Origin of the sequence: Bacillus sp. AFS017336 (genome assembly GCF_002555445.1) — a bacterium.
GTDB lineage: Bacteria > Bacillota > Bacilli > Bacillales > Bacillaceae_G > Gottfriedia.
Genome location: NZ_NUCO01000030.1, coordinates 111,306 through 133,315, shown reverse-complemented (window position 1 = coordinate 133,315; position 22,010 = coordinate 111,306). Strand labels below are relative to the sequence as shown.

The following is a 22,010-nucleotide window of genomic DNA, read 5'->3' as shown; positions in this document are numbered from 1 at the left end:
TTGCGTTTATACGCATAATTAGTAACTTATTTATAGATAACTGCTCACTTATTTAATAAGTGATTTACCAGTCATTTCTTTTGGTTGTTCTACTTTTAATAAAGCAAGAACTGTTGGAGCTAAATCACCTAAAATACCATCTTCACGTAACGTAATACCTTCTTCAGTTACAATAACTGGTACAGGGTTAGTCGTGTGAGCAGTCATAGGTTCACCCTCAGGTGTAATTTCCTCATCAGCATTTCCATGGTCAGCTGTAATGATTGCTTTTCCGCCTTTTGCAAGAATTGCATCAACTACATCGCCTAAACACTCGTCAACCGCTTCAATTGCTTTAATTGTCGGCTCAAGTTTACCTGAATGTCCAACCATATCCGGATTTGCAAAGTTTAAAATAATTACGTCATGCTTATCTGCAGCAATTTCTTTTACTAGCGCATCTCTTACTTCATAAGCACTCATTTCGGGTTGTAAATCGTATGTTGCTACTTTTGGCGAGTTGATCAAAATACGTTCTTCACCTGGGAATTGCGCTTCACGGCCACCACTAAAGAAGAATGTAACATGTGGATATTTTTCCGTTTCAGCAATACGTAATTGATTTAAGTTATTTTGAGCAAGTACTTCGCCTAAAGTGTTATCAAGGTTAGTTGGTTTAAATGCAACGTAGCCTTGTACTGTTTCACTAAAATGTGTTAAACAAACGAAATGAACATTTTTCGGGAACTTACTTCCACGATCAAAGTCACGGAAATCATCATTTGTAAATACATTTGAAATTTGAATCGCACGGTCAGGTCGGAAGTTGTAGAAGATAATTGAATCTTCATCACCTATCGTCGCAACTGGAGCGCCATCTTCTTTAACCATAACTGAAGGCAATACGAACTCATCGTGGATTCCGTTTGCATATGAATCTTCAATTAATTCGTAAGGGCTTGTATAAGTTGGGCCTTCTCCATATACCATTGCACAATAGCATTTTTCAACACGATCCCAACGCTTGTCACGGTCCATCGAATAATAACGACCAGAGATTGTTGCGAATTCACCTACACCATATTCTTTAAACTTAGCTTCTGTTTGATCAATATATTTTTTAGCTGTAGTTGGGCCAACATCTCGGCCATCTAGGAAAGCGTGTAAATATACTTTCTTCATACCTTCTTCAGCAGCTAATTTTAATAAAGCAAACATGTGATTAATATGGCTGTGAATACCGCCATCAGACAGTAATCCAAAAATATGTAATGCTTTGTCTTTTTCTTTTGCACTTTTAATTGCGTCGATGAATGTATCATTTTTTTCAAATTCACCTTCACGAATTGCTTTATTTACACGCGTTAAGCTTTGATAAACAATTCGTCCAGCTCCGATATTTAAATGACCAACCTCAGAGTTACCCATTTGTCCTTGGGGTAAACCTACTGCTTCACCGCTAGCAGTTAATTGTGCATGCGGATATTTATTCCAATATCTATCATAATTTGGTTTCTTCGCTTGTGCAACAGCATTTCCAAATGTTTCGTCGCGTAAACCAAATCCGTCTAGGATAATTAACGCTACTGGTTGCTTACTCATTACTTAACAGCCTCCAATAATGCAAGGAAAGAAGCTGGTTCTAAGCTTGCTCCACCTACTAACGCTCCGTCAATATCAGGTTGAGCCATATACTCTTTAATATTTTCAGGTTTTACGCTACCGCCATATTGTACGCGTACAGATTCTGCAACAGCTTCATCATAAAGACATGCTACAACATCACGAACAAATTTACATGAATCTTGCGCATCTTTTTCTGTAGCAGATTTACCTGTTCCAATTGCCCAAATCGGTTCATAAGCAATAACTAAATTCTTCACTTGCTCATCTGTAAGACCTGCAAGATCAGCTGTTAATTGAGTGCGAATAACTTCCTCAAATTTACCGCCTTCACGTTCTTCAAGTGTTTCACCACAGCAAAGGATTGGCGTAAGACCATGTTCGAAAGCTTTTTTTGTTTTACTATTAATAAACTCATCTGTTTCGCCATAATATTCGCGACGTTCAGAATGTCCGATAATAGCATAAGTTACTCCTAGATCTTTAAGTGCAACTGGGCTAATTTCTCCAGTATAAGCACCACTATCTTTATCACTTACATTTTGAGAACCAATTTTTAATTCCGTTCCTTTTGTACCATACAACATTGGTGCAATAAATAAAGCAGGAGCACAAACTGCTGAATCTACTCTATCAGATGATGGAATGCTATTTTTTACTTCTTCAACAAATGTCATCGCTTCGCTAAGCGTTTTATTCATTTTCCAGTTACCTGCAATTATAGGTTTACGCATAAGAAACACCTTCCTAACAATTGGTAAGACATAAAATCTTACTCTATTTCAATTACTAAAAATTGTAAAGCTATTAGACTTATTTATCGTTTAATAATGCTACTCCTGGAAGTTCTTTACCTTCCATAAATTCTAAAGAAGCACCACCACCAGTAGATATGTGGCTCATTTTATCTGCTAAACCGAATTTTTCAGCAGCCGCAGCTGAGTCTCCTCCACCGATAATTGAGTAAGCATCTGAATCTGCTAAAGCTTGTGCTACTCCAATAGTACCTTGTGCAAATTTATCGATTTCAAATACGCCCATTGGTCCATTCCAAATAACTAATTTAGAACTTTTAATTACATCTGCATAAAGAGCAGTTGTTTTCGGTCCAATATCAAGAGCTTCCCAATCTGCAGGAATGCTATCAATATCAACTTCTTGCGTATTAGCATCTTCACCAAATTTGTCAGCAATAATTGCATCGATTGGCATGTAGAATTTAACGCCTTTTGCTTCTGCTTTTTGCATAAACTCATTCGCTAAATCAATTTTATCCTCTTCTAAAAGAGACTTACCAATTTCATAGCCTTTTGCTTTTAAGAATGTATAAGCTAATCCGCCACCAATGATTAAGTTATCAACTTTTTCTAATAAGTTTTCAATTACACCAATTTTATCTCGAACTTTCGCTCCACCGATAATAGCTGTAAATGGACGCTCTGGGTTAGAAAGTGCTTTACCTAAAACATTAATTTCTTTTTCCATTAAGAAACCTGCTACAGCTGGGATATATTTTGCAATACCAGCAGTAGTTGCATGCGCACGGTGAGCAGCACCAAATGCATCATTTACATATACATCCGCTAAAGCAGCAAATTCTTTTGCTAAAGCATCGTCATTTTTCTCTTCACCTGGGTAGAAACGAACGTTTTCTAATAATAAAACATCGCCTTCGTTCATTTTGCTAATTTCTTCTTGAACTTTAGGGCCGTATGCTTCATCAGTTTTAATTACGTTTTTACCTAATTTTTCACTTAAACGTTGAGCAACAGCATTTAAACGTAAATCTTCATTTACTTGTCCTTTTGGACGACCTAAATGAGATGCTAAAATAACTTTTGCTCCGTTTTCTATTAAATACTGAATTGTAGGAAGTGCAGCACGAATACGTGTATCATCTGTTACTTCACCATTTGCCATTGGTACATTAAAATCCACACGGCAAAATACGCGTTTTCCCTTTACATCAATGTCATGTAATGACTTTTTGTTCATAATAGGTGCCTCCAGTACGTTTTTATTCATCCATATTCAATTCCACTTATCGATCCGTCTCATTTTGAAGTCGCATCTATTCTGTGATATTGTCACCGCAATTTTAACAGATTATGTATATCAATTGGAATTTATTTCTAGAGTATTTTTTTATAATGTGTTGGATTCGTGACAAAAGAGGATTTTTATCAAATAAAAGAGGGGAGGAATTTCCCCTCACCCTCATATTAATTTTTATTAAAATTATAGACCTTTTGAAGCGATGTGAGCTACTAAGTCAACTACACGTGTTGAGTAACCAGTTTCATTATCGTACCAAGAAAGGATTTTAACCATGTTGCCTTCCATAGTCATTGTAGATAATGCATCGATTGTAGAAGAGTTTGAGCAACCGTTGTAATCGATTGATACTAATGGCTCTTCAGAATATCCTAAAATACCTTTTAATTCACCTTCAGAAGCAGCTTTAAATGCAGCATTTACTTCTTCAGCAGTAACTTCAGCGTTTAATTCTACTACTAAGTCAACTAAAGATACGTTAGCAGTTGGTACACGTACAGCACCACCGTTTAATTTACCTTTTAATTGAGGTAATACTAATGAAACTGCTTTAGCAGCACCAGTAGTTGTTGGAATCATGCTCATTGCAGCAGCACGTGCACGACGTAAATCTTTATGTGGTAAATCTAGAATTTGTTGGTCATTTGTGTAAGAGTGAACAGTTGTCATCATACCACGTTTGATACCAAATTTTTCGTCTAATACTTTAGCAAATGGAGCTAAACAGTTAGTTGTACAAGAAGCGTTTGAAATTACATTGTGGCTAGCTGCATCGTATTTATCATCATTTACACCCATTACGATCGTGATATCTTCGTTAGAAGCTGGTGCAGAGATAATTACTTTTTTAACTGATCCACCTAAGTGTTTTTCAGCGTCTTTTTTATCTGTGAAACGACCAGTAGATTCAACAACAACCTCTACTCCGTAATCGCTCCAAGGTAAAGCTGCTGGGTCACGCTCAGCGATAACTTTAATTTCGTTACCGTTAACTACGATTGAATCACCGTTTACAGCTACATCAGCGTTTACTGAACCGTGTACTGAATCATATTTTAATAAGTGAGCTAAAGTTTTAGCATCTGTTAAGTCGTTAATTGCTACAACCTCTACGTTTGGGTTGTTTAAGCTTGCGCGGAAAACCATACGTCCGATACGTCCAAATCCATTAATACCAATTTTAGTTGCCATTTTTAATTTCCTCCTTTTAATAGGTAGAAGCTTTTATTATATTTTATTTTAAAGGGAACATCCTTTAATTAACTCTTTTGCTGCTCCTTCGTCTGTGACGAGGATGTTTACATGGCCCTTCTTTAAGAATGATGCCATTGCTTTTGCTTTAGAAGAACCTCCTGCTACAGCAAGCACATAAGGTATTTTCTCCAATTCGTTCAGTTGTAAACCAATTGTTCTTACTCTGTAAACAACTTCACCATTTTCATTAAAGTAATATCCAAATGCCTCTCCTACAGCCTCAGACTCAGTTAGAATTTCTAATTGTTCTGATGAAGACTGCCTTCTTTTAGCCATAGTAAATGCGTCACCAATACCGTGTACTACAATTGAAGAAGATCGAATCAAATTCAGAACCTCTTTTACTCTTGGTTCTTCCATCATTGTTAAATAAGCTTCTTCACTAAGTTCATCTGGCAGGTGAAGTAATCGATAATTACCTTTAGCCATTTCAGCCATTTTTGCACAAATCGTATTCGCTTGATTTCTTACTTCTTCTCCTAAACCGCCTCGTGCTGGAACAAATAAGGGATTTAAGTCTTTAGAGTCATCTTTCATCATTTCGGCTACAGCAGCTAAAGTAGAACCACCGGTAACAGCAACAATATTATTTGTCTCTATTCTTTGGTTTATACAGCCAACAGCTGCTCGACCCATCTCCTTTTTTACCCAGTCCAGTTCGTCACTATCGCCAGAAACTACGATTACTTCTTTAAGATTAAATGTATCTTTTAGCAAGTCTTCAATATTTTTCAAACCGAATAGCTCACGCATTGGTTCTTCTAGGTCTAGAAGTAAGCTTAGTCCTTCATCCGTTAATGTCATACCCGAAGATGCGACATTAATCAGTCTTTGCTCTTTTAATAGGGCAACTTCTGATCTAAGTACTCTTTCTGTTAATCCTACGCTTGCAGACAAGTTTCTTCGACCGATCGGTTGCATAATTCTTATATACTGTAGGATTTGAAATCTTTTTTGGATAACCGGTATTAGATCAGGTAATAATTTTTGTTGTAGCTTTAAAATGTGGTTCATTTTCATCTCCTCTTTCACAGAGTATTCACTTGGGTCCTTTTATGTCCCTCTATGACATATTATGTCCCACTTGTTTTAAAAAAATTACAGCGTTTTTCAACGTTGTTTTTTTTTGAACAAGATTTACTCCAGAAGTGAAATAACCCTGCTACATTTACATTGTAACAGGGTCATTCATTTCTTTCAACTGATAACTACCTATTTATTGCATTTAATATGTCAATCTTATGAATTTTGCCGTATGCAATTGTTCCCCCGTCCATTTGAATAACCGGAATCATCAACTGATATTCCTCTAATAATGCGTCATCAGAATAAATATCAATTTCATTTACTTCTATTTTATATTCCGATTGGGCTAATCGAATTGATTCTTTTGCTTCTTCACATAATCCACAATTCTCTTTTGTATATAAAGTTAACTTAATTGACATCTAATTCTCCTTTAACTAAAGCGCTTTCGTTTTGACGAACCAGGAATTCTAAGTATATCCCTATATTTAGCTACAGTTCTTCTGGAAATCTCCACTCCATGCTTTTGTGCTAATAATTCAACAAGTTTTTGATCTGATAGTGGTTTCTCTTTATTTTCTTCATCTACTAATTGCTTTATGAATACTTGCACACTCGTTGAAGCAAGCTCTTCTCCATCAACACTTACACCTTGATGGAAAAATTTCTTCATTTCAAATAAACCATATGGCGTTTGTACATATTTGTTTTTACAAGTACGACTGATCGTTGATTCATGTAATGAAAGTTCTTCAGCAATCTCTTTTAATGTCAGTGTTTTTAAATTAGCAGGACCTTTTTCAAAAAAAGCAATTTGCTTTCTAAGTATACAATTCATTACAGCTAACATCGTTGATTTTCTTTCTTCTAAGCTTTTCATTAACCAGTTAACTTGTGTGTTTTTATCTTTTAAATAAGTTGAAACTTCCTTCTCATGTTGACCATTTAAAATGGAGGAATATTCACTAAGTACTTTTAAACGTGGCATTATTTTATCATTAATAAGTACAACGAATTCTCCACCTATTTTTTCGACCGATAAATCAGGGGCAACATAATTTACTTGGTCTTGGAAATAATTTAAACCTGGTCTAGGTTGCAACGTCAAAATTAAATCAATTTCCTTTTGTAATTCAGGCAAACTAATCTTAAGTTTTTTTGCAATCTCTTTCCAATTTTTATTAACAAATTGGTCAAAATACAGATCAATGACCTGGTCTGCAATTGTTGTTTCTGCTTCAAGTCCATTTAACTGTATAAGTAAACATTCTTTAACAGATCTTGCTCCAACTCCTGCTGGTTCAAACCTCTGAAGCATTTCAATGCAGATTTGTAACTGAACGAAAGAGATATTCAGTTCTTGAATAAGTTCTTCATCTGACTCCATCAAGAATCCATTTTTATCTAAGTTATAAATTAAATATTTAATAATTCTATATTCCTCAGTCTCAATTTTCAACTCATTTAACTGACTAACAAGTTCCTCTTGTAGCGTTTCTGTTCTTCGAGTGTATAACTCAATTCCTTGTCCGCCTACAGTAGTTTGTTGTTTGATTTTTGAGGAAGGATAATCGTTATAAGGGGTTTCAACTTCAATTAAGGGATTTTCTAATGATTGTTCAGATAAAAAATCCGTAAGCTCTTGGGCATTAAATTGAAGCATTGTAATGGCTTGTCGTAGTTCCTGAGTCATTGCAAGTTTCAATGATTGTTTTTGCATTAAATTCATTTCCATACTACTTCACTCCCTTATACTATTTTACTCTATATTTAACTTTTTCATAGTACTTGACGAATTGTTGTATTAATTAAAAAATGGTGAAACCGTTTACTTTTTCCTGTATAGTAAAAGTATACAACTCTTTATGATGGGGGGCCATTATGAATAGAAAAAATCAAATTTACGAAGTTTTTCTACAAAGTAAGGAGCAAGGTTTTACTGCTATTGAGATCTCACAAAAATTAAATTTAGACAGAGCTAACGTTAGCAGTGATTTAAATAAATTAGTTAAAGAAGGTTCATTGGTTAAAACGAATTCTAGACCTGTAGTTTTTAAACTTCAGTCTCATACTTTACAACAAACTAATCACTTTCAAAACAATCCGGCAAATTCAGAATATAAGTATGAATATTTTTATGAAGAAAACATTAGTTTAAGACCAGCGATTGAAAAAGCAAGGTCGGCGATTCTTTATCCACCAAATGGTATGCACACATTAATACTTGGTGAGACAGGCGTTGGTAAATCTGCTTTTGCAGCTAGAATGCATGACTTCGCAATTCGTTCAAATGTTTTGCGAAAGGATTCTCCCTTCATTATATTTAACTGTGCAGACTACGCTAATAATCCTCAGCTATTATTAGGACAGCTTTTCGGTGTAAGAAAAGGTGCATATACAGGGGCAACTGAACAAAAGGGTTTACTTGAAAAAGCGAATAATGGAATTTTATTTTTAGATGAGGTACATCGTCTTACTCCTGAAGGTCAAGAAATGTTATTTACATTTATTGATTATAAGTTGTATAGACGACTAGGAGAGACTGAAAATGAGCGAACATCAAATGTTTTAATCATTTCGGCTACTACTGAAGACCCTAGTTCAACTTTATTATCTACATTTACACGTCGTATTCCTATGGTCATTACATTACCGGCATTAAGAGATCGAACTTACGATGAAAGATTTACACTCATTAAGCGATTTTTCTCTGAAGAAAGTCTTCGTCTTGGCAAAGAAATCGTTGTAAGTGCCAATACGATTCGTTCTTTCCTATTCTATCCGTGTCAAAATAATATCGGTCAATTGAAAGCCGATATTCAGTTAGCCTGTGCCAAAGCCTATGCAGATTTTATCACTCATAAGCATGACAAAATCCGAATTCATAGCACCGATTTAAACTGGTATGTGAAAGAAGGCTTATTCATTGAAAAAAAGGTAAAGCATTCAATCACACTGCTAAATGAGTATTTCGAATTTTCGCCAACTAAAGGCATAATCAGTAATCCTCAAATGGATCATTCTGCGGATACAATTTATGACCGAATTGATACAAAGTACGAAGAACTTAAACAACGTGGCGTTAACCAGGACGAGTTATCTTTACTAATGGAAAACGATATTGAAAGCTACTTTACGCATTACATTACCTCCATTAATCGAAAACTATCTAGTAAAGAAAATGTCCAAAAAATAATAAAGCCTGAAATCGTCACATTAAGTGAAAAAGTACTAAAACTCGCAGAAGAAAAATTAAATAAGAGATTTAACGAAAAAATACTTGTTGCTCTTAGCTTGCATATACAAACGCTATTACAACGTATTCAGTCAAACAAGAAAATACATCATCCAAATATAACTCAAATTCGAGATCAATATAAAAACGAGTTTTCCGTTTCAATCGAATGTGTAAAAATGATTGAAGATTTTTCAAACGTTTCAATTCCATTTGATGAAGTAGCATTTATTACGATGTTTTTTGTATATGGGAACGAAGATTTTAAAGTGCCTAGTTCAAATGTAAAAGTAATTGTTTTGGCTCATGGTAGCGGAATTGCAAGAGAGATGGCCAATGTAACAAATGAACTGCTAGAAAACGAGGAAGTTATCGGAATTGATATGCCTTTAAGTGAACCACCACAAGATTTCTTAATTCGCGTAAAAGATTATATAAAATCATTAGGTAAATTAAATGGCATTTTACTTTGTATTGATATGGGTTCATTAGCTTATATTGGTGATATTATTGAAGCCGAATTTTCGATCCCTGTACGTGTGATTCAAATGGTAAGTACCGCACATGTAATAGAAGCATCTAGAAAAGCGACATTAGGCTATAGTTTGGACGAACTATACCAAGATGTACGAAACCTAACTACTTTCTTCATCAATTCACATGCAAATAAAACGAAACAACCAGAATTTAATCGTTCAGTCATTTTAACTGCATGTCTGACTGGTCAAGGAAGTGCAATAGCCATTAAAAATATACTAGCGAATAACTTGGTCTATGATAAAGAGATGCTAGAAATCGTTCCAATTAGTCTTTTAAATAAAGAAGAATTACAAAAAATGCTAAATGATATTTCTAAAGAACGAAGTATCGTTTGTATCGTTTCAAATTTTGATATAAGCGTTCCATTCAACACATTCCATTTACAAGATGTATTAAACATGAAGGCTACAAAGAAAATACAGGAATTAATAACATATGAAGAGACGTACTTAAAAATGGCTGAAACATTACAAGAAACGATTTCTTTAAAGGATGCTAAAAAGGTAATCAGTGTGATTAGACGCGCCCTAAATGATATTCAAGTCCAAACAGATAAGTTTTTCAAAAATGAGGATTTGATGGGTATTGTTATTCATATGAGCTGCATGATTGATCGAATTCAAAACTCACAGCCTTTAATTCCGTTTAAAGACAAAGAAGATAAAATAAACAGTGACTATCTGCTATATTTAAAAATAAAAAAAATACTGCAACAAATTGAGGAATCTTGTGACATTATCATACCTGATGATGAAATATGTTATTTAATGGAATTTTATTCTAGAAATGACAAAGAACAAGAGGAGCAGAAAAAAGAAAGCAATTTGTTAAAATAGACTAGAAAAGCCAGTTCTTTCAATTAGAAGGAACTGGCTTTTCTACATTCTATATTAATATTTTACTAACTCTACTCCCTCTGGAAGATTTGAGTTCGTTAAAATATCAAGTTCTGTTAATCGTTCAAAACAATATGAAGTACCATTTTTCAAATGATTATCAACTAATGCAGGATGCACCATAATTTCTACTGACTCTACACCTTTATTTATTCTTTCTTTTATTGTCTCGATATAGTTTGCTGGAATTTCACTACCATAAAAATCAGTTAATAATTGATCAGTAAATGGTTTAATTCCGACTATTTGGCTTTCAGGAGAAACACGGACTGGAAGATCATATTTTTGAGATAGTTTCGCAATAACTGGGTGGAGAATAGGAATCATGTGTACATGGTGATGGCTATCTAGATGCGTAGGCTTCAAACCGAACGAAAGGAACTTTTGAATTTGCGCATCCCATTCCTTTTCTACTTCTTCTACATTAACAACTGGATAATCGTACCAATAACTGTTCTTAAGGAAAACGCCATTTTGATCTACAATTGTTTGTAAATCAGTTAATAATGGCCTGCCCGCTGTTAAGACAAGATGTACACCTAGTCCCAGCGTAGGATGCAATTTTGCTAATTCAATTCCATGCTCCACCGCATACATATTCATCATCATCGTTGCAGAATTCACTATGCCATTCAAATGTGCTTCAATAATACCGAAATTTACACCTTTTGAATATCCGTAATCATCTGCATTTACAATAAGCTTAGTCATTCTTCAATCCCCTTTTCTTCAATTTACTAATTAAAAAGGGATGTCCTCGCACATTCGAGTTACATCCCTCACTTTAATCGATTAAAATGTTAATTCGCTGCTACTTTTTCGTTTTTGAAAAATTGAGGTAAATGCTCTTTGTGCGCTTCTAACATTTCATCTAAAATTTGTTTTGCTAAACTATCAGACCCAACTAGTGGATTAATACACATTGCAAGTAAAGCAGTTTTATAATCGCCAGTTACACCAGCTTCTGCAGCAACTCGCTCAAATGATTTAATTTGTTGAACTAAACCACGTACAGCCACTGGTAAATCTCCCATTGTTAGTGGTTTCGGGCCATCCTTTGTAATGACTGCACTTACTTCAACTGCACAGTCATCTGGTATAGAAGCAATCGCCCCATTATTCATTGTGTTAACAGGTTGAATATCACCTTTATTGTTATATAGAGATGATATTAATCGACATGCAGCATCACTATAATATGCTCCCCCACGCTTTTCTAATTGTGGTGGCTTAATACTTAAATTAGGATCTTTATATAATTCAAATAATGATTCTTCTAATTTTTTTACAACCTCAGCGCGAGTGCCATCTTTTTTCGCAGCCTCTAGTTCTTCCTCTAGCATTACTTTAGATTGATAGTAGTAACGATGATACGGACAAGGAATCGCTCCTAGTGCTTCAATGAAATCTGGATTCCAATCCATTGCCTTAATATTTTGCATCGTCATACTTTCAGTAGGTCGTGCAAACTCACTTACAACACGACTTGTAACATCTTCACCATCTAACAATACTTTCGTTCCGTAAACCATATGATTTAATCCCATAAAATCAATATGGACACGCTCAGGCTCTACACCTAGACCTTTTGCTATATTCATATGAATATGAATTGGTACATTACATAAACCTACCACTTTACGGAAGCTTGTATATCTTAAAATCGCTTCAGTTAAAATGCCCGTAGGATTCGTAAAGTTCACTAACCAAGCATTCGGACAAAGTTCTTCAATATCTTTTACAATATCTAAAATAACTGGAATTGTACGAAGTGCTTTAAACAGACCACCTGGACCATTTGTTTCTTGACCAATGACTCCATACTTTAATGGAATTCGCTCATCTTTCATACGAGCTTCAAGTAAACCTACACGGAACTGAGTAGTAACAAAATCAGCGTCTTTTAGAGCAGCGCGACGATCAAGTGTTAAATGAATTTCCATAGGAACTCCCGCTTTTTCTACCATTCTCTTTGCTAGACTTCCTACGATTTCAAGTTTTTCTCTACCTTCTTCAATATCTACTAACCAAAGCTCCCTAACAGGTAACTCATCATAACGTTTAATAAATCCTTCAATCAATTCTGGAGTATAACTTGAACCGCCACCAATTGTTGCTATTTTAATACCGTTTCTCATCTTCTTCACTCCTTCTATTTAATAGAAGAAAAGTAGTTCGTTCATTCTACAAAACTACTTTTCTAATTTCTCTTATTTGTTTAATTTTTCATGTAAGAAAAGAATTTCCATTACTAAATCTCTCATTGTTAGTGCATTCATTAAATGATCTTGGGCATGAATTAATAAAATACTCAACTGAATATTCTCTCCACGTGCTTCACTTTGAATTAATGATGTTTGTGTATGGTGAGCATGATTTAATTCTACTTTTGCCTCTTCAATCTTACTGTTTGCTTCTTCTAAATTACCCGCTCGAGCAGCTTGCATTGCTTCCATCAATGAGCTTTTTGCGTTTCCTGCGTGTAAGATTAATTGAACTGCTGTTTGCTCGATCGTCATTAAAGTACTCATTTCGTATCCTCCTCAAACTGCGTTACATGGCAGCACTTTGATTATTTGCTGCTTCTCTCATTTTTTTAGCTTCGACTCTTCCTTGCATTGCCACAAATGGTAGATAGATAACCACTGAGATAACTAAGTTAAATGCGGCTAAAGCTGCACCTGTCCAATGTCCACCTGTAATTAACCAACCACCTAAAATTGGCGGAGTTACCCAAGGAATGCTTGTTGTTACAGGATGAACTAATCCAAGGGAAATCGCTGAATATGATATAACTGTTAAGATAATTGGTGTACCTATAAATGGAATTAACCACATTGGATTTAATACGATTGGCAATCCGAAAAGAACTGGTTCATTGATTTGGAATAAACCTGGTGCTCCTCCTAATGCAATCATTTGTTTATTACGTTTTCTATTAATTAAGATCATTGAAATGATTAACCCTATCGTAGCACCTGATCCACCTAAGAAAACAAATGCATCAAAGAATTGGCCAGCCATTACATTGTATTCGCTCCACTTAGTAACACCTTTTGCTGCTAAATCAATATTTTCATTCCCTAAAGCTGTAAATAATGGTGTTGTAATTCCACCTAAAATATTTGGTCCATGTAGGCCAAGCATCCAGAAGAAATGAATGAAGAATGCGATACCGATTGCAAATGGTAATGAGTCAGCAGCATTTGTTAATGGTTTAACAAGCACTGAGCTTAACCAATCATTAAAATATACTCCATCAGATAAATATAATCGGAATAACAAACCAACAATTGCTATTACCAAAATTGTTAACATACCTGGTAACAGTTTCGCAAATGCTTTAGAAACCGCTGGTGGTACACCATCAGGTAATTTAATGACTAATTTTTTCACTTTAGATAAGCGGACAAAAATTTCTGTTGCGATAATTGCGACGATTATTCCAGTAAATAGTGCAGTTGAATTAGTATATGTTGAGTTTACTAATCCCCAAACACTACCAGTAGCTGTTTTTCCATTTTCTAATGTAACTGTCACTGTATTTAAAGTTTGTGGCACTAGCACAAAATATGATGCTAACGCTACAAGCATTGCTTCGAATCCCTCATCTCCATATGAGCGAGCCAATTTATATGCAATCCCTACAACTGCAAACACAGTCATAAATGCGAATGTTCCCCACCAAATGTCTCCACCTAGTGTCTTCCAATTTAGTCCAAAAAGTGCTTCCATCATCTTGTCGTAGCCTTTTATCGCTCCGCCTAGATTATTAAATAAAACTGCAAACGAACCTACCATTGTAATGGCAATCATACCGATTAACGCATCACGTATTGCTAACAAATGACGTTGGTTACCGAACTTTGCTGCAGCTGGCATTATATATCTTTCTACAAAATTTATCATTTTTTAAGGCTCCTTTTTGTTAATAATTCATGCAACAATAAATGCTATTTTTTTAAGCTAAGAGCTAATTCTAAAACAGCTTCACCGTTCATCAGTCCATAATGTACTGGATTGATCACATCAACTGGGATTCCTTTTGGCTCTGCAACTTTTTTCATCTCTGAAGCTAAATATCTTACTTGTGGCCCTAATAAAAGAACATCGGCTTTATCTAAATTTTCTTTTGCAGCATCACCTGATACTGCCCAAATTTTCGCTTCAATTCCTTTTGCTTTTGCTGCATCCTCCATTTTAGTTACTAGTAAACTAGTAGACATCCCTGCTGAACAAGCTAATAAAATATTCATTATAATTCCTCCAGTATCAGTTAATGTGTAGCGCTTACAATCTTTAGTAAGGAACTACCAATTTTTTTATTTTGTACACTCTTTATATAGCAAATGGCGTGCCAACTTTTACTTACTTATTTAAAAATATTTATTTTTAGCTGAAAGTCGTTGTCCTACAAGGATTTAAAATATTAATGGTTTTTTCTAAACCTTACAAGGCTGCAGCTTAATTTTCTTAGTGTGTTGTATAAAATTGATAATTTTTCTAAAAATGAATTAGTGTGTTAACTTCACGTTAGTGTGTTGCAAAATAGACACACAAATAATTTAGTGTTTTAAAACTCTATTGAATTCTTCTTAAATTATATACTTTTATAGAACAAAAAAGTGATGTAGAGCTTGTCTACACCACTTTTTGTTTATTTTGAGATTTTCTCATGCAAGTATATAATCTCTTCCACTAAGTCCCTTGTTGTAAGAGTGTTCATTAAATGATCTTGTGCATGCACTAAAAGAATATTAATTTGATAGTGTTGCCCGCCCGCTTCACTTTGTATAAGTGAAGTTTGGGAATGATGAGCCAGCCTAAGTTCAACATTAGCTTCGCTTACTTTCTTACGAGCTTCCTCAAACTCCCCCTCTCGAGCTTTGTACATCGCTTCCATTAATAAACTTTTAGCATTACCTGAATGTAATATAAGCTGAAATGCAATTTGTTCATTGTTTGTGTCGGTAGGCATCTGCACTCTTCTCCTTTACATTCTATTAAACATTTAATGAGTTACTGCTCGTAGTTTCCGTTGATCTTTTAGCTTCCATTCTTTCTGCAACTACTACGAATGGCAAGTAAATAATAACAGAGATTACGGCGTTAACTAACGATAAAACTGCTCCGCTCCAATGACCACCCGTTGCTAAATATCCGCCAATAACCGGTGGAGTTACCCATGGAATAGTTGAAACAACTGGGAATACGATATGCGATTGAACAGCTAAATAAGAAATAATTGTTAATACAATTGGAGTAAGGATAAATGGTACTAACCATACTGGATTTAATACAATCGGTAAACCGAAAATGATTGGTTCATTAATATTAAATAATCCAGGAGGTGTGCCTAAAGCAATCATCTGTTTATGACGTCTACGGTTAACGATAAACATTGCAATAATTAAACCAATTGTTGTTCCTGATCCACCCATATACACGAATGCATCTAAGAATGGTCCTGCTAAAACTGAGTACTTATCTAAATCAGTAACTCCTTTTGCGTATAAGTCAATATTATGATTTCCTAAACTTGTTAATAATGGTGTCGTAATACCACCTAAAATATTCGGACCATGTAGTCCTAGTGCCCAGAAGAAATGAACAAAGAATGCAATTGCAACTGCAAATCCTAATGAATCAGCTGCATCAGTTAATGGTTTTACAAGAACTGAGTTTAACCAATCATTAAAGTATACTCCATCAGATAAATACAATCTGAATAATAAACCAACTAAAGCTACAATGAAGATTGTTAGCATACCTGGTAATAGTTTTGCAAACGCTTTCGATACTGCTGGTGGAACACCATCAGGTAATTTAATAACTAATTGCTTTACTCTAGCTAATCGTACAAAAATTTCAGTTGCAACAATCGCTACGATAATACCTGTAAATAAAGCTGTTGAGTTTAATGAATTCCAGCTAATAAATCCCCAAGCACTACCTGTAGCTGTTTTGCCTCCGTCTAATGTAACAGAAACTGCAGCTAATGATTGTGGAACAAGTACAAAATAACATGCTAATGCAACAAGCATAGCTTCAAAACCTTCATCGCCATAAGAACGTGCTAATTTATAGGCAATCCCTACAACTGCAAACACGGTCATAAATGCAAAAGTTCCCCACCAAATATCGCCGCCTAATGTTTTCCAGTTAGCACCGAAGACAGTTTCCATCATGTGATCGTAGCCGTGGATTGCTCCACCTAGATTATTAATTAAAGTCGCAAATGCTCCGATCATCGTAATTGCAATCATACCAATTAACGCATCACGGATAGCTAGCAAATGACGTTGATTTCCAAACTTCGCTGCTGCAGGCATTATATACTTTTCAGCAAAACGCATCATTCTGATACACCTTCTTTTCTCTCTAAATTTTTAATACCCCGTTTTATTTTTTCAAATTTAAAGCCATTTCTAACACAGCTTCACCATTCATCAATCCATAATGTACCGGATTAATAGTATCTACTGGAATCCCCTTAGGTTCAGCCAGCTTCTTCATCTCTGAGGCAAGATAACGAACCTGTGGTCCAAGTAGTAATACATCCGCTTTAGCTAAATTTTCTTTCGCTTCATCACCAGCAACAGCCCATATGTTGGCCTGAATCCCTTTTGCCTTTGCTGCTTGTTCCATCTTCGTGACCAGTAAACTAGTTGACATACCTGCTGAACATACTAATAGAATATTCATTCTCCACCTCCTACAAAATTTACCCAGCCATTGTAGCGCTTACATTTTTACAAATAATGACAAAAGAATTACGCGATACAAGGACAAGTTTTTTAATCAATTTAAATATTGCAAAATCTGTGCCAATTTTCTAAAAAATCTATTTATTTTAAAACCCAATAAAAAAACCTTGAGAAATCAAGGTTTTTAAAACTAATCATTTTTATTAAATTTTAGTGTTTCATTTGTGTGTAGCCATAAATCGTACTGTGTTAGCTAAAAGATAGTAGTGTGTTGGCGAATTAATGCGAAACACCCTAATTAAACCGAAAGTGTGTTATACTACAACACATTAAAATTATTCTTCAACTGTTAAATGAGACTTACAAAATTCAAATACTTCTTTCTCTTCATCTTCTTCCAAATCAAAATCTAAATAACTATTTGATTCAACCTCAAACAAGTCATATTTTATTAATCTAGACTCTTCACCATTTACACCAAAAAGTGCTTTTATGTATATTCCTTTTTCATTATATAATTCATCATCTTCTGGTACATCAATATAAAGAATAAATTCATATCGCTCCCCTTCAATGATGCCAAATGGATCTTTTATTTCTTCTACAGTGTATTCTGCAATAGTTAACACAAAAACATTCCCTTCAATATTAATATGTACTATTATACACAAAGAAATGAACAAAAAGAAAGACGCCTGCCGCAGCAGACGTCTTGATGCGTTTGAGGCGAGAGACCGGGCGGCCACATCCGCGCGTTTAGCTTGCGCATATCTCTCGTCTTACTCAAATTAGCTCATCGCAATAAGTAATATAACATATATTTTTGAAAAATGGTAGAGGAAAAAAATTCAAGCTATTTAAAACCCCATGCCAAATCTTTTAGAATCACGCGACACTATTATCCTTAGTATTGTTTTGGCTTTAAACATCCTCAATTTTATATACAGAATTTAATGATTTTTAGGTCGATACAGTATTTTTTCTTCTTAGTTGTTGAGTATAGTTTATATGTTTCTGTGAATTTTAGTTCTCTTTCCATTTCTTCTTTATTGAATTTTGCTAGTTCCTCAAAAAACCATGAATTTATATCCATTTTGAAGGCCTCCTTTTTCTTACTTTAAATATATGACAGTAAGGTAAGGGAACCCATTCTTCATTGGATGGAGTTTTGATACATCTTTAGTTGTAGGTTAGAAGGAGTAATCGAATAGGGGATTTTTCCTTAAAAAAAGGATTCTTTAAAAACTAATTAACCTTTATACAGACTGTGATTCATATCGATATACAGAACATAAAAGATTTTATCAACCATTTTACCAATAATTCTAGATGGTAGTGGGTTACAGTTTGGATATAATCTAATTACCATATACTTATGACTCGCCCTTTTTCTAAAACCTGATTGATCGAATGCTTCATTGTATTTGACGGTAGTTTTAATAGGAATAAACTCAAACCCTATACTTTTTGGTCGATTAGCTATTATTGTATATTCTTCATCCGATAAAGCATATATTCTATCCATTAATTGCGCTTTATGTACTAATGTAAACTTCTGATTTTTAAATGAATAGTTATTATTGCTAGTAATAAAAGAGAAATTAAACTTTAGATGAGTTGGTTTGAACTTTTCCAACTCTTCTTTTAATGTTCCATTTTCTTTTTGCTTTTTAAAATTCAATCCACCAATTTTTTGTTGTCTACTCAATTTTATTCACCTTCTAACACTTCATCCTCAAAGTACTTTTTGATGAATTCTTTTTCGATAACTTTATTTTCAGGTGTCAATGTCCAAGTAATTTGTTCATTTGTCATTTTACATAATTGCCATGTAGAATACTTCCCATAATAATTAAACACCGACTCTAACACATTTTTAGTTAATTCACTTTTTTGTACAAATTTAAATACAGAAATATCTTCATTTTTAGGTTTAAAAGGGATTCCAGTTTTATATTTCTGAAAAATTTCATAAACCCTAGGAACTACTGGACCTTCTTCATATGCAAATATTTCATCAGCAAATAATTCTTCACCTGCATATGCTAGGTGTGTTCCTTGCGCATAATAGAGTAACGATTGTAATTTGAATGGAGTCAGAAATTCACTATCATATTCTTTCATAAGTTCATTATTTTTCATTAAAAACCATTTCGCTACGCCTAAGGCAGAAATTGTCATTAGTCTCTCCTCTAATGTTATATATGCCATTTTTTCACTCCTTTTCCTTGATCACATTAACTTTATAGTTTCTCAAATATAGGATTTTAGATTTATCGAATGATTGGAACATTATGATAGACAAAAAGTATTATTTATACTTCTTCTTTATTTGTAAGTTTTTTTAGTTTGATTTTTTCATATTACTTGAAGTGTTTTTTTGATAAACATGATGGAGTTCAACGCGTGGTAAATTAATTTGTAGAGTACTAAATAGCAATCTTTGCATTTGGTTAGAAAGTTTATAGTTTTGAATTTGATTCTCAACTTGTTTTTATATTATTTAAGCGCGCTCGACAGGATTCGAACCTGCGACACACGGTACCGGAAACCGATGCTCTATCCACTGAGCTACGAACGCATATTATATAAAGGGTAAATAAGTATTTTGTATTGTCGCCCCAATCTCAGTAAGCTTATGCAAGGAGCAGCTCGATTGGTGCGCTGATGTTTCTCTTTGGAGCTTATTCGATCGTGCTCTATCCACTGAGCTACGAACGCATATTTATTAAAGGTAAAAGATGTATTTTGTAATTCCCGCCCCAATCTCAGAATGCTTATGCAAGTAGTGGCTCGATTGGTGCGCTGATGTTTCGCTACGAAGCTTATTCGGACGTGCTCTATCCACTGAGCTACGAACGCATATTTTATAAGGGTAGATAAGTATATTGTATTGGTCGCCCCAATCTCAGAAAGCTTAAGCAAGTAGCGGCTCGATTCGTTGTTCAGCAGAAACAAGTTCACTCTGGCCCCACCCTTGCCTCAGAATGTAATTGCAAGTAGTGGCTCGGCAAGTGCGCTTGAAGTAGATTCATGGATGCTTATTCAATCGTGCTTTATCCACTGAGCTACGAGCGTTTTATTTCTTATAAAGCTACATGATGTATTTTGTATTGGTTAGTCCTAGGTCAATTATATCTTTAGAAAGTTCTGACTGCAATGTTTTAGGTCTGTTTTCGGGTATGAAAATATTCTAAGAATATGAAAAGAAGAAGATGTGCTTTTGGTGCATCCTCTTCTTTGGTTACTATTTTATAGGTTTTCACCGTTTGTTTTGATAACTTGTTGGTACCAGTAAAAGCTTTTTTTCTTGAGTCTTTTTAATGTACCTTTTCCTTCGTTATCTTTGTCTACGTATATATATCCGTAGCGTTTTTTCATTTCACCGGTTCCTGCACTTACTAGATCGATTGGTCCCCAGCTTGTGTAGCCAATGATTTCGACGCCGTCTTGGATTGCTTCTGACATTTCTTTAAAGTGTGAGTTTAAATAGTCGATTCGGTAGTCGTCATTAATTGAATCGTTGTCTTCAATTATATCAATTGCTCCTAGGCCATTTTCCACAATAAATAATGGTTTTTGGTAACGATCGTACAATAGATTACATGTTATTCGTAATCCTTTAGGATCGATTTGCCATCCCCACTCTGAGGCTTTTAAATATGGATTTTTTATGGAGGCAAAGATATTTCCTTCAGTTAATTGACTTAATACTTCCGGATCAGTACTAGTGCAACGACTTGCATAATAACTGAAACCAATATAGTCCACCGTGTTATTTTTTAATAGCTCTTCATCATCTTTTTCCATTACTATATGTAAATCATTTTCTCTGAAATATCGTTTAGCATACCCTGGGTATTCCCCTCTTGATTGAACATCAATGAAAAAGTAGGATTCTCGGTCTTTATCGATTGAGTTCCATACATCGTTTGGATGACAAGTATAAGGATAGGTTGCACCTGCTGCTAGCATACAGCCCATTTGGCTATTTGGAATAATTTCATGACATGCTTTTACAGCTAAAGCACTAGCTACAAGTTGATGATGTGCCGCTTGGTAAAGAACTTGGTCTTTATCCTCACCTTCTTTAAGAATAATCCCTGCTCCAATAAAAGGTGCATGTAATAGCATGTTTATTTCATTAAATGTCATCCAATACTTAACTTTGTTTTTATATCTTTCAAAGATTGTTCTTGTATACTTCTCATAAAAGTTGATCATTTCTCTATTTTTCCAACTACCGTATTTCTCTACTAAATGGACTGGTACATCAAAATGGCAAGTCGTGACAACTGGTTCAATATTATATTTTAATAGCTCATCAAAAACATCATCATAGAATTGGAGACCCTCTGCATTTGGTAATTCTTCATCTCCGTTAGGAAAAATCCTTGCCCATGCAATTGATAACCTTAAACATTTAAATCCCATTTCCGCAAACAGTGCAATATCTTCTTTATAACGATGGTAAAAATCAATTGCTTCATGTGAAGGATAGTATACTCCCTCTTTTAATGTTAAAGAGTCTATATTCCCTAACATAAACGAAAATCGTTCTTTACCAGTCGGTAATAAATCTACAGTCGTTAACCCTTTACCACCTTTTAAGTAAGCACCCTCTGCTTGGTTTGCTGCAATTGCACCACCCCAAAGAAAATTTGTTGGAAATGCGGAATGTAACTTATTCAATTT

At 34.6% G+C, this 22,010-nt stretch carries 21 protein-coding genes and 1 tRNA gene; 1 reads left to right on the top strand and 21 read right to left on the bottom strand.

Features of this window, described 5'->3' with window-relative positions; genetic code table 11:
* Positions 1–48: 48 nt before the first annotated feature.
* From gpmI to rpoN, 7 genes are all read right to left on the bottom strand, one after another.
* On the bottom strand, positions 49–1,581 hold the full coding sequence (gpmI, locus tag CN601_RS18295) for a 2,3-bisphosphoglycerate-independent phosphoglycerate mutase (protein WP_098171869.1): 1,533 nt from the start codon (positions 1,579–1,581) through the stop codon (positions 49–51).
* On the bottom strand, positions 1,581–2,336 hold the full coding sequence (gene tpiA / locus CN601_RS18290) for a triose-phosphate isomerase (protein WP_098171868.1): 756 nt from the start codon (positions 2,334–2,336) through the stop codon (positions 1,581–1,583). The genes gpmI and tpiA overlap by 1 nt, the downstream gene beginning before the upstream one ends.
* 79 nt (positions 2,337–2,415) lie before the next feature.
* On the bottom strand, positions 2,416–3,597 hold the full coding sequence (locus CN601_RS18285) for a phosphoglycerate kinase (protein ID WP_098118698.1): 1,182 nt from the start codon (positions 3,595–3,597) through the stop codon (positions 2,416–2,418).
* A 243-nt stretch (positions 3,598–3,840) separates the two neighbouring features.
* Positions 3,841–4,848 carry a type I glyceraldehyde-3-phosphate dehydrogenase gene (gene gap, locus CN601_RS18280; protein ID WP_098118699.1) on the bottom strand — a complete coding sequence of 336 codons (1,008 nt, stop codon included), beginning with the start codon at positions 4,846–4,848 and terminating at the stop codon, positions 3,841–3,843.
* 48 nt (positions 4,849–4,896) lie between these two features.
* On the bottom strand, positions 4,897–5,925 hold the full coding sequence (locus CN601_RS18275) for a sugar-binding transcriptional regulator (protein ID WP_098118700.1): 1,029 nt from the start codon (positions 5,923–5,925) through the stop codon (positions 4,897–4,899).
* Between the two features lie 194 nt (positions 5,926–6,119).
* A complete protein-coding gene (locus CN601_RS18270; protein WP_098171885.1) occupies positions 6,120–6,353 on the bottom strand; it encodes a glutaredoxin family protein in 234 nt (77 codons plus the stop codon).
* A 17-nt stretch (positions 6,354–6,370) separates the two neighbouring features.
* On the bottom strand, positions 6,371–7,672 hold the full coding sequence (gene rpoN, locus CN601_RS18265; RefSeq protein WP_098171867.1) for an RNA polymerase factor sigma-54: 1,302 nt from the start codon (positions 7,670–7,672) through the stop codon (positions 6,371–6,373).
* Positions 7,673–7,818: 146 nt separating this feature from the next.
* Here rpoN and CN601_RS18260 point away from each other — a divergent pair, with 146 nt between their 5' ends.
* Entirely contained in the window at positions 7,819–10,548 is a 2,730-nt protein-coding gene (locus tag CN601_RS18260; RefSeq protein ID WP_098171866.1) for a sigma-54-dependent transcriptional regulator, read from the top strand.
* A gap of 54 nt (positions 10,549–10,602) precedes the next feature.
* Here CN601_RS18260 and chbG read toward each other — a convergent pair whose 3' ends face one another.
* The 14 genes from chbG to CN601_RS18195 form a co-directional block, all read right to left on the bottom strand.
* The gene (gene chbG, locus CN601_RS18255; RefSeq protein WP_098171865.1) at positions 10,603–11,319 is read right to left on the bottom strand and encodes a chitin disaccharide deacetylase; all 717 of its coding nucleotides are present in this window, start codon (positions 11,317–11,319) and stop codon (positions 10,603–10,605) included.
* Positions 11,320–11,408: 89 nt separating this feature from the next.
* Positions 11,409–12,746, bottom strand: coding sequence for a 6-phospho-beta-glucosidase (locus tag CN601_RS18250; RefSeq protein ID WP_098171864.1), 1,338 nt, complete (start codon positions 12,744–12,746; stop codon positions 11,409–11,411).
* Positions 12,747–12,818: 72 nt separating this feature from the next.
* Positions 12,819–13,139 carry a PTS lactose/cellobiose transporter subunit IIA gene (locus CN601_RS18245; protein ID WP_179865602.1) on the bottom strand — a complete coding sequence of 107 codons (321 nt, stop codon included), beginning with the start codon at positions 13,137–13,139 and terminating at the stop codon, positions 12,819–12,821.
* 22 nt (positions 13,140–13,161) lie between these two features.
* A complete protein-coding gene (locus CN601_RS18240) occupies positions 13,162–14,517 on the bottom strand; it encodes a PTS sugar transporter subunit IIC (RefSeq protein WP_098118705.1) in 1,356 nt (451 codons plus the stop codon).
* A 44-nt stretch (positions 14,518–14,561) separates the two neighbouring features.
* Positions 14,562–14,864, bottom strand: coding sequence for a PTS sugar transporter subunit IIB (locus CN601_RS18235; RefSeq protein ID WP_098118706.1), 303 nt, complete (start codon positions 14,862–14,864; stop codon positions 14,562–14,564).
* Positions 14,865–15,265: 401 nt separating this feature from the next.
* Positions 15,266–15,586: a PTS lactose/cellobiose transporter subunit IIA gene (locus CN601_RS18230; RefSeq protein WP_098171863.1), complete on the bottom strand. Its 321-nt coding sequence runs from the start codon at positions 15,584–15,586 to the stop codon at positions 15,266–15,268.
* 25 nt (positions 15,587–15,611) lie between these two features.
* Positions 15,612–16,967, bottom strand: coding sequence for a PTS sugar transporter subunit IIC (locus tag CN601_RS18225; protein ID WP_098171862.1), 1,356 nt, complete (start codon positions 16,965–16,967; stop codon positions 15,612–15,614).
* A 43-nt stretch (positions 16,968–17,010) separates the two neighbouring features.
* Complete coding sequence (locus tag CN601_RS18220) at positions 17,011–17,313, bottom strand: PTS sugar transporter subunit IIB (protein ID WP_098118709.1); 303 nt, start codon at positions 17,311–17,313, stop codon at positions 17,011–17,013.
* Positions 17,314–17,650: 337 nt separating this feature from the next.
* Positions 17,651–17,944, bottom strand: coding sequence for a DUF6509 family protein (locus CN601_RS18215; protein WP_098118710.1), 294 nt, complete (start codon positions 17,942–17,944; stop codon positions 17,651–17,653).
* 308 nt (positions 17,945–18,252) lie between these two features.
* A complete protein-coding gene (locus CN601_RS27000) occupies positions 18,253–18,408 on the bottom strand; it encodes a hypothetical protein (RefSeq protein WP_179865601.1) in 156 nt (51 codons plus the stop codon).
* A 156-nt stretch (positions 18,409–18,564) separates the two neighbouring features.
* On the bottom strand, positions 18,565–19,023 hold the full coding sequence (locus CN601_RS18210) for a hypothetical protein (RefSeq protein WP_098171861.1): 459 nt from the start codon (positions 19,021–19,023) through the stop codon (positions 18,565–18,567).
* A 2-nt stretch (positions 19,024–19,025) separates the two neighbouring features.
* Complete coding sequence (locus CN601_RS18205; protein WP_098171860.1) at positions 19,026–19,526, bottom strand: Panacea domain-containing protein; 501 nt, start codon at positions 19,524–19,526, stop codon at positions 19,026–19,028.
* 297 nt (positions 19,527–19,823) lie between these two features.
* Positions 19,824–19,896, bottom strand: a tRNA-Arg gene (locus tag CN601_RS18200).
* Positions 19,897–20,567: 671 nt separating this feature from the next.
* Positions 20,568–22,007 carry a 6-phospho-beta-glucosidase gene (locus CN601_RS18195; protein WP_098171859.1) on the bottom strand — a complete coding sequence of 480 codons (1,440 nt, stop codon included), beginning with the start codon at positions 22,005–22,007 and terminating at the stop codon, positions 20,568–20,570.
* Between the last annotated feature and the right edge of the window lie 3 nt (positions 22,008–22,010).